Origin of the sequence: Cryobacterium sp. RTC2.1, from assembly GCF_035018685.1 — a bacterium.
GTDB classification, from domain to species: Bacteria; Actinomycetota; Actinomycetes; order Actinomycetales; family Microbacteriaceae; genus Cryobacterium; species Cryobacterium glucosi.
Map to the genome: position 1 here is coordinate 1 of NZ_JASJXJ010000092.1, position 15,380 is coordinate 15,380.

Genomic DNA, 15,380 nt, shown 5'->3' on the forward strand with positions numbered 1-15,380 from the left:
GGGGGCGGCGCCGCTGACGCCGACGGGCTTGTTGTTGCCTTCGGCGATCGAGCCTTCGACGGTCAGTCCGATGAGCTTGAGCACGGCAGGCTGCCACGGGGAGTTCAGCGCGGCGAGAGTGCCGAGCTGGCGGTCGGCGGCCATCGTGTACTGGGTGAGGTCGTTCGTGCCGAGGCTGACGAAGTCGACTTCACCGAGGATCCGGTCCGCGAGGAGCGCGGCGGAGGGGACCTCGACCATGACGCCGGGGATCTTGAGCCCTGCGGTGGCGCACATCGCAGCGAACTCCGCGGCTTCCTCCGGCGTCGCGATCATCGGGGCCATGACCCAGACGCTGGTCGAGGAACCTTCGGCGGCCTGGGCGATCGCGGTGAGCTGGCGGGCCAGCACCCCAGGGGTGGTCAGGTCGGTGCGGTATCCGCGCACGCCGAGCGAGGGGTTGGGCTCGCTCGTGTCGGTCAGGAACGGCAGCGGCTTGTCGGCGCCGGCGTCGAGGGTGCGTACGACGACCTTCTGGCCGGGGAACGCGTCGAACACACCGCGGTAGGCGATGACCTGTTCTTCGATCGTGGGCTCGGTCTCGCGCTCGAGGAAGCAGAACTCGGTGCGGAGCAGTCCGACGCCCTGGGCGCCGGCTTCGGCAGCCTTGACGGCGTCCTTTGCTCCGCCGACGTTGGCGAGCAAGGGGACGAGGTGGCCGTCCGCGGTGCGACCGTTGCCATCGAAGACGGCGAGGATCGCTGCGGCGGTCTTCCAGGCTTCCACGGCGGCGATTTCCTCGGCGCCGGGCTCGAGGGAGAGGAGGCCGGCCGCGCCGTCAACGTACACCTCGATGCCGTCTTCGAGGGCGTCGACGCCGGGGGCTGCGACGACGGCCGGGAGGCCGAGGGCGCGGGCGATGATCGCGGTGTGGGACTGCGGTCCGCCGCCGGAGGTGACGAGGGCGAGGATCTTCTCCGGGTCCAGGGTCGCGGTGTCAGCGGGGGCGAGGTCCTCTGCGACGAGGATGAACGGTGCGTCGGCGAGGGGGATGCCCGGCGCGGGAACACCGCGGAGCTCTGCGACGATACGGGCGCGCACGTCGAGGACGTCCGTTGCCCGCTCGGCCATGTACCCGCCGAGGTTGATCAGCATCTCGGCGACGGAGGCGCCGGACTCCCAGATCGACCGCTCGGCGGACAGGCCGGTCTTGATCAGCTTGATGGCCGCCTTGATCAGCATCGGGTCCGTCGCCATCAGCGCGGTGGCCTCGAGGACGGCCTTGCTCGCGCCGGTCGCTCCCGCTGCCCGGTTCTGTAACTCGACCTGCACGGTCTTGGCAGAGGCACGCAGCAATTCGGCGGCGGCATCCGCTGAGAGGGACGCGGCCAATCGTTCTCCGGCCGGGGGTTCACTGACCGGTTTGGGCATCTGCCGAATCGATCCGATGATCCGCCCGGGACTGACGCCCACGCCGGAGAAGTTCTGCTGCACGGTTTAACCTCTATTCTTGCGTGGGAATTGGTTGCCCACGGTAACGATGTTACGCGGCGGCCGGTACGGATCACGTATCGGCCGCCGCGTTTTCATGCGGTGATGGTACTACTGGTTGTTCAGGCGGTGACGAGAACCGGGGCTTCCACTCCGGAAACGACCTTCTTCGTGGTGTACCGCTTCAGGGCGATGACGACCAGGCCTGCGACGACGGTGCCGATCGCGATGGCCAGGGCGAACAGCGCGAAGCTGTCGATCGCGAAGAAGACGAAGATGCCGCCGTGCGGGGCCTTGCTCGTGACACCCCAGGCCATCGACAGGGCGCCCGTGACACCGGCACCGAGCATGCTCGCCGGAATCACGCGCAGCGGGTCTGCCGCGGCGAAGGGAATGGCACCTTCGGAGATGAAGGACGCACCGAGCAGCCAGGCCGCCTTGCCGTTCTCACGTTCGATCGGGCTGAACAGCCTCTTGTCGAGCACGGTGGCCAGGGCCATCGCGAGCGGCGGAACCATTCCGGCGGCCATCACGGCGGCCATGATCTGCCACGGAGCCTGGTTGGCCACGGTCGCGGTGCCGAGGCCGGCGACGGCGAAGGCGTATGCAACCTTGTTGACCGGGCCACCGAGGTCGAAGCCCATCATCAGTCCGAGGATCAGTCCGAGGACGATCGCCGCTGCGTCGCTCATACCCGTGAGCCAGGTGTTCAGTGCGGCGGTGAGCCACGCGATCGGACCACCGAGCACGAGGAACATCAACCCGGAGGCGACGATCGACGCGACGAGCGGGATGATCACGACGGGCATCAGGCTGCGGAGCCAGCGCGGAACGTTGAGCCGCGCGAAGCTGGCCGCTGCGACACCGGCGAGCAAGCCGCCGGCGATGCCGCCGAGGAAGCCGGCACCCATGAAGCCTGCGACGGCGCCCGCGACGAACCCGGGGGCGATTCCGGGGCGGTCGGCGATCGCATAGGCGATGTAGCCGGAGAGCGCCGGGACCAGGAAGCCCATCGACAGGGCGCCGATCTTGAAGAAGACCGCGCCGAGATAGATCGCGAGGCCGCCGTCGGGCAGGTTGAAGAGGCTGTTCTGCAGGGTGACGACGTCGGCGATCTTGGTGATCTCATAGCCACCGAGGAGGAAGCCGAGTGCGATGAGCAGGCCTCCGCCTGCCACGAACGGAATCATGTAGCTGACACCGGTGAGGAGCGCGCGCTTGACCTTCTGGCCGAAGTGCTCGTTCTTCTCGTCGACCTCCGCCGCTCCTGCGGTTCCGCCGACGCGGCGGGCGTTCGGGTTCTCCGAGGCCGCGATGGCGTCCGCGATGAGCTTGGCCGGCTCGTCGATGCCGCGCTTGACCGGAACCTGGATGACGGGCTTGCCCGCGAAGCGCTCGCGGCCGCGCACGTCGACGTCGACCGCGAAGATCACCGCGTCGGCCGCTGCGATGACCGCGGGGTCGAGCATGGTGAGGCCGGCGGAGCCCTGCGTCTCGACCTGCATCTCGACGCCGGCGGCTTCCGCCGCGGCCGAGAGGGCCTCAGCGGCCATGTAGGTGTGCGCGATACCGGTGGGGCAGGCCGTGACGGCGACGAGGCGCTTGACCCCGGTGCGGACGGATGCCGCGGGGGCTGCAGTGCCGCCGCCGACAGCGACGGGAACGGGGGAGACGACGTTGGTGACGAGCTCGACGATCTCTGCGGGCGTCGTGGCGGCGCGCAGGGCGGCCGTGAACGCGGGCTTCATCAGCGAACGGGAGAGCTTCGCCAGGATCTTAAGGTGTTCCTGGTCCGCGCCTGCCGGCGCGGCGATCAGGAAGACCAGGTCGGCGGGGCCGTCTCCTGCGCCGAAGTCGACCGGGGTCGACAGGCGGGCGAGCGCGAGGGTCGGCTCGGTAACGGCTGCGGAGCGGCAATGCGGGATGGCCAGGCCACCGGGGATGCCGGTTGCCGTCTTCGCTTCGCGGGCGAGGGCATCCGCGTACAGGCTCTCGATCTCGGTGGCCCGGCCTGCGCCGACAACGAGCTCGGCGAGTCGCCGGATGACGCTCGAGGGAGCGGCTCCGAGGTTCTTATCCAGAGCGACGAGCTCCGGGGTGATCAGTGCACTCACTGGACATCCTCCTTTGGATGGGTCAGCTGCGTCACGGTGACGTCGCTGGGCTTTGTTTGGTTCAGTGCCGGAACGGTTGATCCGGGCAAAGATGCGGCTGCGGCCCCGTGGGCTGCTGCCTGGCGGAGCGCATCGGGGGCGCTGCCGCCGGCCAGGTCGCTCAGCAGGAAGCCGGCCAGCGACGAGTCGCCGGCGCCGACGGTGCTCACGGCGACCATGGGCGGCGTCTGGGCGAGCCAGGATCCGTCCCTGGTCGTCAACACGGCACCCTGGGCGCCGAGCGTGGCGAGGACCGCGCCGACGCCGCCGGCCACGAGGCGAGCGGATGCCGCTGCGACCAGTGACGGATTGCCCTCGAGGGCTTCGGCGTCCGGGATCCCGGTGAGTTCGGCGAGTTCCTCACCGTTCGGCTTGATCAGGTCTGGGCCGGCGCTCACGGCAGCGGCGAAGGGGGCGCCGGACGAGTCGACGGCGACCTTCGGCGCCGCGGAGCCGTAGCGGGCGCGCAGCCGGCGGATGATGTCGGCGTAGAAATCGACGGGAGCTCCCGGGGGAAGCGAGCCTGCGAGCACGACCCAGCCTGCTCCATCCGCCCGGTCGAGCACGAGATCGATGAGTTCGGTCTGTTGAGCGGGGGTCAGCACCGGGCCGGGCACGTTGACCTTGGTCGTGGTGCCGTCCGGCTCCGTGATCGCGACATTGCTGCGGATGCTTGCGCCGATCGGCATGCCGAGGTGCGGGATGCCCGCATCGGAGAGCGCGATGAGCACGGGATCGAGGGCGTCGCCGGGCAGGATCGCGAGGCTCTCCACGCCGGAGGCCTCAAGGGCGCGGCAGATGTTGACGCCCTTGCCCCCCGGCTCCACGTGGCTCGCCACGGCGCGCTGCACCTCGCCGCGGGCGAGGATGCCGTCGAGCGAGATCGTGCGGTCCAGGCTCGGATTCGGGGTAAGCGTGATGATCACGCGATCACGACCTCTACGTCAGCCGCGGCCAGGGCCGCGGAAAGTTCCGGTGATGGGGGTGCGTCCGTGATGAGCACGTCGATGTCCCCGAGGGCGGCGAACCGCACCAGGGTCTCTTCGTCGAGCTTGGTGGAATCGGCGAGCGCGACGACGAGCCGTGCCGATCGGACGATGGCGGTCTTCACGGACGATTCGACGAGGTCGGGGGTGCTCAGGCCGAAGATGGCATGCACGCCGTTGGCGCCGATGAACGCGATATCGGGGCGGAGCCCCTCGAGCTGCGCGATCGTGCTCTGGCCGACGACCGCGCGGGTCAGGCCACGGACGCGACCGCCGAGGAGGTGGAGCTGGATTTCCTCGTTGCCGGCAAGCTTGTATGCGATCGGAACGGCGTTCGTGATGACGAGGAGCTGGTCGTCGGGTCCGGCGGATGTCCAGTCGGCGAGACGGTCGGCGAGGAGCTCGGTGGTGGTGCCGGCGTCGAGGATGATCGACCCGGACTGGCTGGTCGGGATCATGGCGAACGCGGCAGCGGCGATGCGTTCCTTCTCGTCGTGTCGCTGGGTCTGCCGTTCGGCCAGGCTCGGCTCCGAGAGGCTGAGGCGGTCGAGGGCGACGGCCCCGCCATGGACTCGACGCAACTGCCGGGAGCCTTCGAGCGTATCGAGGTCGCGGCGCACTGTTTCCGGGGTGATGTCGAAGCGGGTTGCGAGTTCATTGACGGTGACCCGGCTGGCTTCGGTGACGAGTTCGGCGATCAGCGCCTGCCGTTCTTCCGCAAACATGATACCTCCTCGTCTTTGAGTGACCCCCGCCACTGCGCGGCCCGATCGCTTCGATCAGGATTGACTACACGATATCTGTGTTTCTTTTTGTTTGTCAAGGAAAACACAGAAGAACAAAGATGGATGCTGTGGGCGGGCCGATCGGCCCGTGTCGGTGCTGGACGGTAGCGTGACGACCATGAGGATCCTGCACACGTCGGACTGGCACATCGGGCGCACGTTCCACACGCACTCGACCCTCGAACACCTCCGGATCGTGCTCGACGCGCTCGTCGACGTTGTCCGCGATCGTTCGATCGACGTGGTCGTCGTCGCCGGCGACGTGTTCGACTCGGCGATGCCCTCAGCGGACAGCTACACCCTCCTCGCGACGGCCCTCCGCGAGATTCGGAACGCCGGCGCGCAGGTCATCATGACGAGCGGCAACCACGACTCGGCCACCCGGCTCGGGTTCCAGTCCGAGTGGGCCGGCCTGGCGGGCATCCATGTGATCACCCGGCCGGAACAGGTCGCCACGCCGGTCACTCTCACCGACGAGCACGGACCCGTGCACTTCTACGGCATCCCCTTCCTCGAACCGGCCCTGGTCCGCCACCTCTATGCCAATCAGACGCACCCGGAACGAACGCTCAAGACCCACGAGCAGGTGCTCACCTTCGTCATGGACCAGATCCGGTCGGACCTCGCGGTCCGCGGCGGTCGCTCCGTCGTGCTGGCGCATTGCTTCGCGGCCGGCGTCGCGGCCACGCAGGAGGCGAGCGACGTCGAGCGGGACATCACCGCCGGCGGGCTCGACCTCGTGCCGGTCAGCGTGTTCGAGGGCCCGGACTACGTCGCACTCGGGCACATTCACGGGCGAGCCAGGCTCGAAGACCGGGTGCGCTACTCCGGCGCACCCCTGCACTACTCGTTCGCCGAGGCCGCAAAGCCCCGCGGCGCCTGGCAGGTCGACCTCGGCCCCGACCGTTCGGGGAAGGGCGCCGAGCTCGAGATCGAGTGGGTCGCCCTCCCGGTTCCCCGGCGGCTCAGTGTGCTCACCGGCGAGCTCGAGGATCTCCTCACCGCCGACAGGTTCGCAGCATTCGAAGGGGACTGGGTCTCGGCCGTGCTGACCGACCAGGTCAGGCCCCTCGACGGCATGCGGGCGCTCCAGAAACGTTTCCCGCACTGTGTCACGCTCGAACACCGGCCGGCCGTCGTCGTGGATACCGGCAGCGAGAGCTACGCCGAACGGATCAACCGGCAGACCGATCCCGACATCGTCGCCGGCTTCCTGAGCTTCGTGCGCAACGGTGTCGGGCAGACGGAGTTCGAGCGAGACCTCGTCGCCGAACTGCTCGCGGCCGGGGAACTGAAAGAAGTCACCCAGTGAGCATCAGGAACACGAGGAGTACGACGTGAAGATCAAGCGCCTGCGGCTCGCCGGGTTCGGCCCGTTCAAGAACGAGCAGGTCGTCGACTTCGAGCGCTTCGACGACGACGGTATCTTCCTGATCACGGGCAAGACCGGCGCGGGCAAGTCCAGCATCCTCGACGCGGTCTGTTTCGCCCTCTATGGAAGTGTTCCGCGCTATGAGGGCACGGAATCGCAGTTGCGCAGCGACCATTGCGAACCCGGTGATCCCACCTTCGTCGAGCTCGAATTCGGCCTGAACGGGAACGACTATCGCATCTTCCGCACTCCCAGGTACCTCAAGGCCAAAAAGCGGGGCATCGGCACGACCGTGTCCGCACCGGATGCCCGGCTCGAGATCCGCGACGCCGCCGCGGTCGACGCCGCTGCCGATGCAGTCGACGGCTGGCGGGGTCTCGCCGCACGCCCCGTCGATGTCGGGAACGAACTCTCCCGCATCCTGCCGCTCAAACAGGACCAGTTCCTGCAGGTGATCCTGCTCGCACAGAACCGGTTCCAAAGGTTCCTGCTCGCCAAGACCGACGATCGTCGCGAGGTCCTGCGCACCCTCTTCGGCACCAGCAGGTTCCAGAGTCTGGAGACAGAACTCATCACGCGTCGCAAGGCCCTCGACGATGAACTCACCGGCGTGCGCGTGCGGCTCGAGACTCTCGCGGCATCCGCCGCCCGGCACGTGCCAGCAGGCACCGAGCCCGGCACCGCAGCACCAGACCTGGCCTGGTTCGAGGCGGCCACCGCCGAACTCGAGCAGGCACTCGCCGTCGCCGTCGCCGCGGCTGCCCGTGCGGATGCCGCACTGGTCGACGCGACGGCCGGGCTTCGGGCCCAGGAAGAGATGCGGGCCCGCCAGGACCGCAGGGACGCCGCAACGGCCACCCTGGCCGTGCTCGACGAGCGCAGCTCCGTTGTCGACGCCGACCGTGACGACCTCGCGGCCGCGCACCGCGCTGCCCGGGTATGGCCCCAGATCGAAGCAGAGTCCGCTGCGCTCGCCGCTGCCCTCGACGCGGCGCGGGCGGAGGTGGCTGCGCGGGAGAACTGGATCACGGTCAACGGTTCCGACGAGGTCGACCAGGACGGCGACGACGATCAGGATGCCGTCCCACTCTCCGCCACCATCGACCTGCTCCTCGAACAGCTCGGGTCCCTGAACGATGTCCTCGCGGCCGAGGAAGAACTGCCGGCCCTCGATGTGGAGTCCGGGTCCGCCGAGGCCGGGCTCGCCGAGATCCAGGCCACGCTCGACGGGCTGCAGGCGCGGATCGACGCAGCGCCCGCCCTGCTCGACGACCTCGACCGGGACCTCGCCGCGCTCGCTCGCGACTCCGCCCGCGAACCGGAAGCCGTCGCCGCGCTCGCCCGCGCGGTCGCCGCGGAAGCCGCAGCCGCAGAGGCTGCCGCGCTCGAGGCGGACCTCGACAGGGCACGCAGCCGGCACGCGGCCGCCGCCACCGAGAACGCCGACGCCGCCGGACGCTACCGAGACCTCGTCGCCAAGCGGCTGGCCGATCACGCCGGCGAGCTCGCCGGCCGGCTCGTTTCCGGCGAACCGTGCGGGGTGTGCGGTTCCACGCTGCATCCTCACCCCGCGGAGGCGTCCGGTGAGCCGGTCACCGAGGGCGACATCGAGGCCGCCCTCGCCGGAATGAACCGCGCCCAGGATCACCTCGAGCGCAGCAACGGTGAGGTCCTCAGCCTGGGCGCGCGCGCTGCCGCCGCCCGTGCTTCCGCCGGCCCGGGAACAGGTGCCGACCGCACGGCCTCGCGCGCGGCCGCGCTCACCGCACTCGAGACTGCCCGCACCGCCGCGGCACGGGAAACGGAGCTCGGTGCCGAGCGGCTGCGGCTGCGCACCGAGCTCGACCACGCGCGGGAGACCCTCGCCGGGGTCCACTACGGCAGGGACGATGCCGCGACCCGGCTCACCGAAATCCGCGGCCGCCGCATCGCGATCGAGGAACGGGTGAATCGGCAACTGGCGGGCTACACCTCCGTCACCGAACGGGCCGAGAGCCTGCGCACAGAGCTCGAGGCGGCGCGCGCCTTCGAGACGGCCCGCGCCCTCAGCGGCGAACGGGATCGTGCCCTCGATGCCGCCTCCGCGGCCGTGGCCGACCGGCTCACCGCGGAAGGCTTCGTGGAAGCAACGGAGGTCGTCACCGCACGACTCACGCCGGCCGAGATCGCGACGCGGGAGACCGGCATCCGTGCCCACGACGACCAGCTCGCCGCGGTGCGCGCCGTGCTGGCCGAACCGGAGCTCGCCGACCTTCCCGATGTCGCGCTCGATCTGGACCCGGCCAGGGACGCCAGGGCCGCTGCGGCCACGGCCAGGGACGAGGCGTTCACCGAGCACGGGACCCTCGCGATCCGGCAGGAGGAACTGGCCGTCGTGGTCGCCGAGGCCCGTGCGCTTGCCGCCACCTCCGCGACCCTGCTCGTCACCCAGGCCCAGGTGCGGGAGCTCGCCGCGGTCGTTCACGGCGAGGAACCGAACACCAAACGGATGAAACTCGAAACCTACGTGCTCGCCGCGCAACTCGAGGAGATCATCCTCGCCGCGAACGGTCGCCTGCGGGACATGACCGGCGGCCGATACGCCCTCGAACACGACGATTCCCTGCAGTACCGCGGCACCCAGTCCGGCCTCGGACTCGCCATCCTCGACCAGCACACCGGACGGGCCCGCCCGACCCAGTCGCTCTCCGGCGGCGAGACCTTCCTCGCCTCACTCGCCCTGGCCCTCGGGCTCGCCGAGGTCGTCTCGCATCAGGCCGGCGGAATCGCGCTCGACACCCTCTTCGTCGATGAGGGCTTCGGCTCCCTGGACAGGGAAACGCTCGAGACGGCGATGAGCACCCTCGACGGCCTCCGGGCCGGTGGCCGCACCATCGGACTGATCAGCCACGTGGATTCGATGAAGGAACAGATTCCGGCGAAGCTCGAGGTCACCGTCACCGATCAGGGTTTCAGTGAAATCGGCAGCACAGTCCTCGTCTGAAGCTGCGCCGGTTTGGACCTGTGTTCGTCTGACGCTGTGCTCGTCTGACCGGCCCGGCCTGCCCGGAGGGGCTCACAGCCGATGGGCGGGACCCTCTGGGCCAACACCACGACGCCTCATAGAAATCCGATAGCTTCCGGGACTTGGGTGGGAACCAGTCGCGACGGTACGGCCGTCACCCGGAGGAAAAGGATCTCACAATGACTGGCACCGAACCCACGGGCACGGAACCCACTGGCACGGAATCCACGGGCAACAGCCTGGCCGCACCCGTCGTCAACCCGGCCTTCCACCGGCCGCGCTTCCGTGCCGGAGTGATCGTCTCGATGGGGCTCGCTGCAGCCCTCGTCACTGCGACGACGGGCGCCGGCCTGTACTTCTCCTCGATGGCCGTCGCCCAGGTCGTCGCCGCGGCCTCCTCCTCGAACAGCTCGACGTCGGGCACGAGCAGCTCGGGCTCGGTTGCGGGATCAACCGGATCATCGGGAACCTCAGGTTCCTCGGCGACCCTCGGTACCTCCGGCCTGCGCCCCGGCGGCCCCTCCAACTATGGGTCCGGCACCGCATCCGCGACGACGGCCACCGCGCTCGACACCACTGCGGCAACGGCCGCGCAGTCGGTCGGCGTCGTCGTCATCGACACCGTCCTCAAGTATCAGAGCGCCGAAGCGGCCGGCACCGGAATCGTGCTCACCTCGAACGGTGAGATCCTGACCAACAACCACGTCATCGACGGCGCGACGAGCATCAGCGTGACGGTCGTCTCGACCGGCGTGAGCTATGTGGCGGATGTCGTCGGTACGGACTCCTCGCAGGACATCGCCGTGCTGAAACTCGAGAATGCCTCCGGGCTGGTCCCCGCCACTCTGGACACGACCTCGACCGTCGCGGCGGGGGACGCGGTCACCGGGGTCGGCAACGCCGGCGGAACGAGCACCCTCACCGCGGCGGCCGGCACCGTCACGAGCGTCGACCAGACCATCACCGCGTCGAGCGAGGATGCCACGGACGCCGAAACCCTGACCGGCCTGATCCAGGTCGACGCGGACATCCAGTCCGGCGACTCCGGCGGGCCCCTCTACGACGCCGACGGGGAGGTCATCGGCATTGACACGGCGGCGTCCTCAGGGACCGCGACGATCAGTGGCTTCGCGATCACGATCGACGCGGCCCTCGAGGTCGTCACCCTGATCCACACCGGCGTCGAAACGAGCACCGTCACGATCGGCTACCCGGCGTTCCTCGGGGTCGCGGTCGGTTCGGGCGCCGCCACCTCGACGGCCACGGGCTCTGTCAACGGCCGCAGCTACCGCGGCAGCCTCGGCGCGGCATCCGGCACCACCGGATCGACGGCCACGACCGGTGACTCGGCCGTGATCACGGCGGTCGTCGCCGGTTCGGCCGCCGCCACCGCCGGGATCGTCGCGGGCGACACCATCACCGCCGTCGACGGCACGTCGATCACCTCGGCCGCCGCCCTCACCTCGACCCTCACGGCGTACAACCCCGGCGACTCGGTCACCCTCACCTGGACGGACACCGCCGGGGCAACCCACACCGCATCCGCGACCCTCACCGCCGGCCCCGCCGACTGACCCGCGCGCGTCTCCTCTCCGCGAGAGCGTAATTTTGGCCCTTAAACCGCCGGTTTAAGGGCCAAAATTACGCTCTCGCGAGGTGGGTGGACGCGTCGACGTGACGGGACGGAGCGGGAAGGGGCGGCATACTGTCGGCATGACCCGGAACTGGACCCCGCTCGCCCTCGTGTACCTCGGCTTGAGCATTGCCGGCCTGATCGGCACCTGGACGTACAACATCCTCTCGATCAGCCAGGCGCGCGACTACCTCGGCGACTGGACCGGAAGCGGCCCCTCGGTGTCATCGCTCACCGTCGACCTGCTTGTGACAGCCGTGGCCGGTAGCATCCTGATCATCGTCGAAGCCCGCCGGCTCGGCATGAAACGCGCCTGGCTCTACGTCGTCCTCGCGTTCGTTCTCGCCTTCGCGTTCAGCTTTCCGCTGTTCCTCGCGATGCGCGAGCGTCAGCTGGAGGCGACACGGATACTGCCGGATCTTCCGCCAGAACAGCTGTCGAAGCCGTGACCCCTGTCGCATGCCCCGCCCGGCTCACGGAGATCGCCGCGGCAGCGAGGCCCGCGATGACGACGGCGATTCCGAGCACGTACCCGCCGACGCTCCCATACCCGCCGGGTCCGGTCGGGTCGAGGAACGGGTAGGTGTAGAACCCGGTGACGGCGCCGCGGATCACGGCGTAGACGACCCACACGATCGGATACAGGAGGGCGAAGCCCAGGGCCTTCCACGCGAGGGCCGGCCGCCCAGGAGCGAGGAGCCAATCGACCAGGATGAAGATCGGCGCCCAGACGTGCAGGACCTCGTTCGGCCAGGCGATCCCGGTGAAACCGTCGGACACCACGTTGCGTAACAGTGCGTTGTAGACGACCGCGGTCACGATCGCGTAGCAGAGCCCCGACATCCTGATCCGGGTGAAAAGCTCCGGGTCTGCCCGGAACCGGAGGGCGAGGGAACCGCCCCAGAGCAGGACGACCGCGTTGACCAGGCTCGACTGCACCGTGAAATACCCGAAGTACTCCGTCGGCACGAAGGCGTCGTGCACAGCCTGGTCGACGACTTGAGTGAGCACACTCGCGAGGAGGAGCGTCCCGATCGCGAGGCGGAAGACCCCGAAGACGCGTCGTTGCGTGGTCACCGCTGCTGTTGCCATGGCATCACGATAGCGGTGCGGACGGGCGGTATCGACGGACCGGGCGGGCGCGTTCAGAACGGGTTGAGCAGGCGGTGCAGGAACTGCCGGGTGCGTTCCTCGCGCGGGTTCCGGAGCACCTGCCTGGGGTCGCCGTGTTCGACGATCGTGCCGCCGTCGACGAAGGCGATCTCGCTCGCGACCTCCCGGGCGAACTCCAGTTCGTGGGTGACGATCACCATGGTCCACCCCTCGATCGCGAGTTCCTTGATCAGGCGCAACACGTCCCCGACCAACTCAGGATCGAGCGAGGACGTCGGCTCGTCGAAGAGCAGGAGCTGGGGGCGGAGTGCGAGCGCCCGCACGATCCCGACCCGCTGCTGCTGACCGCCGGAGAGTTCGAACGGAAACGCATCCGTCTTGTCGGCCAGACCCACCCGGGCGAGGAGAGCGAGCGCCTCCGCGGTGACCTCCGCCTTCGGGCGGCGCTGCACGACGACAGGACCCTCGAGCACGTTCTCGAGCACCGTCTTGTGCGGGAACAGGTTGTAGTTCTGGAACACCATCGCCGACCGGTCGCGGAGGGCCGCGAGGCTCTTGTCGCTCGGGCCCTTGACGGCGCCGAAGTCGACCGTGATCGCGGTTCCGGCGAGTGAGGGGTCCCCGGGCGTGGCGGCGACCTGCGTGGCGTCTGCGACCTCGGCGGTGATCGTGATCGTGCCCCCGTCCGCGGTTTCGAGCCCGTTCAGGCACCGCAGAATGGTGGTCTTCCCCGAGCCGGAGGGGCCGATCAGGGCGAGCACCTGGCCCCGGGCGACGGTGAGGTCGATGGACTCGAGCACGCTGGTCGAGCCGAAGCTCTTGCGCAGCCCCCGAACGGTGAGCAGGGCGGCGGATGCCGCGGGCTCTGTCCCTTCGCCGTGCTGCGGCTCGGTCGGCGGGTCGAGCGGGGTATCAATGGGCGACATAACGGTCCAATCGCTTTTCGAGCCTGCCCTGCACGGTCGAGAGCACGAGGCAGATCACCCAGTACACGAGCGCGGCCTCGAGGTAGAGCAGCATGAATTCCTGGCTGAACGCCGCGACCTTCTGGGCCTGCCGGAAGAGTTCGGTGACAAGGATCAGCGAGGCGAGGGAGGTGTCCTTGACGAGGCTGATGAACGTGTTCGACAGCGGGGGGACCGAGACGCGGGCGGCCTGCGGCAGGATGATCCGGGTCAGTGCCTTGCGGCGGGACATTCCGACCATCCAGGCCGCCTCCCACTGGCCCTGGGGCACGGAGAGGATCGCGGCGCGGATGACCTCTGCGGCATACCCGCCGACATTGATCGAGAAGGCGATCACGGCGCTCGGCCACGGGTCGATCAGAAGCCCGAGCGAGGGAAGCCCGTAGAAGATAACGAAGAGCTGCACGAGCAGCGGCGTTCCCCGCACGATCGAGATGAACACCCGGGCGATCGCGGACAACCAGCGCTGCCGGGACAACCTCATGAGCGCGAGGACGAGCGCGAGCACGAGACCGAGCGCGAAGGAGACGAGCGCGAGCGGAATCGTGCCCTGGATGGCGCCCATCAGGATCGGACCCAGTGCGCTGAGGGCGAGGTCCCAGTTCGACTGAGTCATCTGCTGGTTACTTCGAGACGTCGGCCCCGAAGTACTTCTCCGAGATCGAGGTCAGGGTGCCGTCCGAGGCAAGATCGGCGAGGGCGGTGTCGACGGCGGTTGCGAGGGCGGTGCTGCCGCCGGCGAACGCGAGGGCGCTCTCCGACTTGTCGGTCGTGGTCGCGGCGACCTTGAGCCCCGAAGCGTCGTTGTTCTTCTTGTAGTCGAGGAAGGTCAGGTTGTCGTTGATCGTGGCGTCGACCCGGCCCTGCTCGACGAGGGCGACGGACTGCGCCCAGCCCTCGACGGCCTGCACGTTGGCGCCGCTCTGGGTAGCGAGAGTGTTCCAGTTGCTCGTGAGCGACTGGGCGGTGGTCTTCCCGGAGAGGCTCTCGAACGAGGTGATCGAGGTGTTGTCCGACTTCACGACGATCACGCCCGTCGAGTACGTGTACGGGGTGGAGAAGGTGTACTTGGCGGTGCGCTCAGGGGTGATCGAGACCTGGTTGGCGATCGCGTCGAACCGGCCGGCCTCGAGCCCGGCGAAGATGCCGTCCCACTGGGTCTCCTGGAAGGTCGCGGTGACTCCGAGCTTGGCGGCGACGGCCTTGACCACGTCGACGTCGTATCCGGTGATGTCTCCGGCGCCGTTCTCGTGGAACGAGAACGGGCGGTATGTTCCCTCTGTCCCGACCGTGAGTGTTCCCGCCTTCTGCACCTTGGTGAGGGAATCGTCGGCGGTCGTTGCGCCGCTCGTGCTTCCGGCCGTGCCGCCGGTGGCGCACGCGGTGAGGGACAGTGCTGCGAGGGTGACGATGGCTCCCGCGACGAGCGCGGAGCGGAACGTGAGCTTCATGGGAATGCCTAACGCGAATGCAGGGAATCGAACCGCCGGTTTGACGCTTCGGAAGGTGAAAGACCAGGGTGGCGGTCCTTCACGCGAGGGAGTCTCCGGGCCGGGTGTGTTCACCGGGGACTTCCGAAGAATAACAAGGTGCAGGCTTCCCCGACTATTCCCGTGACGCACGATGACGCCCGCGCCGGTCGTTCTTGGCCATCGCGAATGCGCGCCACGGGAGGGGGCTGCCGCCTTGTCGGCCGTGCCGCCGGGACGTATGCTGCGCGCATTCGATGTCGTTGCTCCTGCCACGGAGGTCGCCGTGCTCACACCCGAACAGCATGATCGGTCCGGCGCTGTTTTGCTGGGGCTCGCCGCCGGGGATGCCCTCGCGTCCGGCGGTGACTTCGAGTGGTCCGAGCGGACGGCCGCGGCCGTGGACCTCGCGCTGCTCACGGCCGACGGC

At 68.9% G+C, this 15,380-nt stretch carries 12 protein-coding genes; 4 read left to right on the forward strand and 8 right to left on the reverse strand.

The window, feature by feature from the left end; translation table 11 throughout:
- From QN357_RS12065 to QN357_RS12080, 4 genes are all read right to left on the reverse strand, one after another.
- A partial coding sequence (locus QN357_RS12065; RefSeq protein WP_323504935.1) for a phosphoenolpyruvate--protein phosphotransferase occupies window positions 1–1,473 on the reverse strand: 1,473 nt, incomplete at its 3' end.
- Window positions 1,474–1,592: 119 nt separating this feature from the next.
- A complete protein-coding gene (locus tag QN357_RS12070) occupies window positions 1,593–3,584 on the reverse strand; it encodes a fructose-specific PTS transporter subunit EIIC (protein WP_323504936.1) in 1,992 nt (663 codons plus the stop codon).
- Window positions 3,581–4,549, reverse strand: coding sequence for a 1-phosphofructokinase family hexose kinase (locus QN357_RS12075; protein WP_134445911.1), 969 nt, complete (start codon window positions 4,547–4,549; stop codon window positions 3,581–3,583). The genes QN357_RS12070 and QN357_RS12075 overlap by 4 nt, the downstream gene beginning before the upstream one ends.
- Window positions 4,546–5,334 carry a DeoR/GlpR family DNA-binding transcription regulator gene (locus tag QN357_RS12080; protein ID WP_323504937.1) on the reverse strand — a complete coding sequence of 263 codons (789 nt, stop codon included), beginning with the start codon at window positions 5,332–5,334 and terminating at the stop codon, window positions 4,546–4,548. Before QN357_RS12080 ends, QN357_RS12075 begins: the two co-directional genes overlap by 4 nt.
- Window positions 5,335–5,512: 178 nt before the next feature.
- Here QN357_RS12080 and QN357_RS12085 point away from each other — a divergent pair, with 178 nt between their 5' ends.
- The 4 genes from QN357_RS12085 to QN357_RS12100 all read left to right on the forward strand — a co-directional run bounded on the left by QN357_RS12085 (window position 5,513) and on the right by QN357_RS12100 (window position 11,852).
- A complete protein-coding gene (locus QN357_RS12085; protein WP_134559560.1) occupies window positions 5,513–6,706 on the forward strand; it encodes an exonuclease SbcCD subunit D in 1,194 nt (397 codons plus the stop codon).
- 25 nt (window positions 6,707–6,731) lie between these two features.
- Window positions 6,732–9,749, forward strand: coding sequence for an AAA family ATPase (locus QN357_RS12090; RefSeq protein WP_323504938.1), 3,018 nt, complete (start codon window positions 6,732–6,734; stop codon window positions 9,747–9,749).
- 200 nt (window positions 9,750–9,949) lie between these two features.
- Window positions 9,950–11,344 carry a S1C family serine protease gene (locus QN357_RS12095; protein WP_323504939.1) on the forward strand — a complete coding sequence of 465 codons (1,395 nt, stop codon included), beginning with the start codon at window positions 9,950–9,952 and terminating at the stop codon, window positions 11,342–11,344.
- A gap of 139 nt (window positions 11,345–11,483) precedes the next feature.
- Window positions 11,484–11,852, forward strand: a complete 369-nt coding sequence (locus tag QN357_RS12100; RefSeq protein WP_323504940.1) for a DUF2834 domain-containing protein — start codon at window positions 11,484–11,486, stop codon at window positions 11,850–11,852.
- On the opposite strand, the gene QN357_RS12105 is transcribed toward QN357_RS12100, so the two are convergent.
- From QN357_RS12105 to QN357_RS12120, 4 genes are read right to left on the reverse strand one after another with little or no spacing between them, the layout of a single operon-like run.
- Window positions 11,758–12,495 carry a Pr6Pr family membrane protein gene (locus tag QN357_RS12105; protein WP_323504941.1) on the reverse strand — a complete coding sequence of 246 codons (738 nt, stop codon included), beginning with the start codon at window positions 12,493–12,495 and terminating at the stop codon, window positions 11,758–11,760. The two genes, QN357_RS12100 and QN357_RS12105, sit on opposite strands and share 95 nt — an antisense overlap.
- A 53-nt stretch (window positions 12,496–12,548) precedes the next feature.
- Window positions 12,549–13,442: an amino acid ABC transporter ATP-binding protein gene (locus QN357_RS12110; protein ID WP_134561501.1), complete on the reverse strand. Its 894-nt coding sequence runs from the start codon at window positions 13,440–13,442 to the stop codon at window positions 12,549–12,551.
- Window positions 13,429–14,097: an amino acid ABC transporter permease gene (locus tag QN357_RS12115; RefSeq protein ID WP_134445903.1), complete on the reverse strand. Its 669-nt coding sequence runs from the start codon at window positions 14,095–14,097 to the stop codon at window positions 13,429–13,431. Before QN357_RS12115 ends, QN357_RS12110 begins: the two co-directional genes overlap by 14 nt.
- Before the next feature lie 7 nt (window positions 14,098–14,104).
- On the reverse strand, window positions 14,105–14,932 hold the full coding sequence (locus tag QN357_RS12120; protein WP_134559550.1) for an amino acid ABC transporter substrate-binding protein: 828 nt from the start codon (window positions 14,930–14,932) through the stop codon (window positions 14,105–14,107).
- Window positions 14,933–15,380 lie beyond the last annotated feature (448 nt).

Excerpts from the sequence above, each read along its gene's own strand:
- QN357_RS12080 (WP_323504937.1), bottom strand. The coding sequence starts at position 5,334 with ATGTTTGCGGAAGAACGGCAGGCGCTGATCGCCGAACTCGTCACCGAA.
- QN357_RS12085 (WP_134559560.1), top strand. The coding sequence starts at position 5,513 with ATGAGGATCCTGCACACGTCGGACTGGCACATCGGGCGCACGTTCCAC.
- QN357_RS12095 (WP_323504939.1), top strand. The coding sequence starts at position 9,950 with ATGACTGGCACCGAACCCACGGGCACGGAACCCACTGGCACGGAATCC.
- QN357_RS12100 (WP_323504940.1), top strand. The coding sequence starts at position 11,484 with ATGACCCGGAACTGGACCCCGCTCGCCCTCGTGTACCTCGGCTTGAGC.
- QN357_RS12105 (WP_323504941.1), bottom strand. The coding sequence starts at position 12,495 with ATGGCAACAGCAGCGGTGACCACGCAACGACGCGTCTTCGGGGTCTTC.
- QN357_RS12110 (WP_134561501.1), bottom strand. The coding sequence starts at position 13,442 with ATGTCGCCCATTGATACCCCGCTCGACCCGCCGACCGAGCCGCAGCAC.
- QN357_RS12115 (WP_134445903.1), bottom strand. The coding sequence starts at position 14,097 with ATGACTCAGTCGAACTGGGACCTCGCCCTCAGCGCACTGGGTCCGATC.
- QN357_RS12120 (WP_134559550.1), bottom strand. The coding sequence starts at position 14,932 with ATGAAGCTCACGTTCCGCTCCGCGCTCGTCGCGGGAGCCATCGTCACC.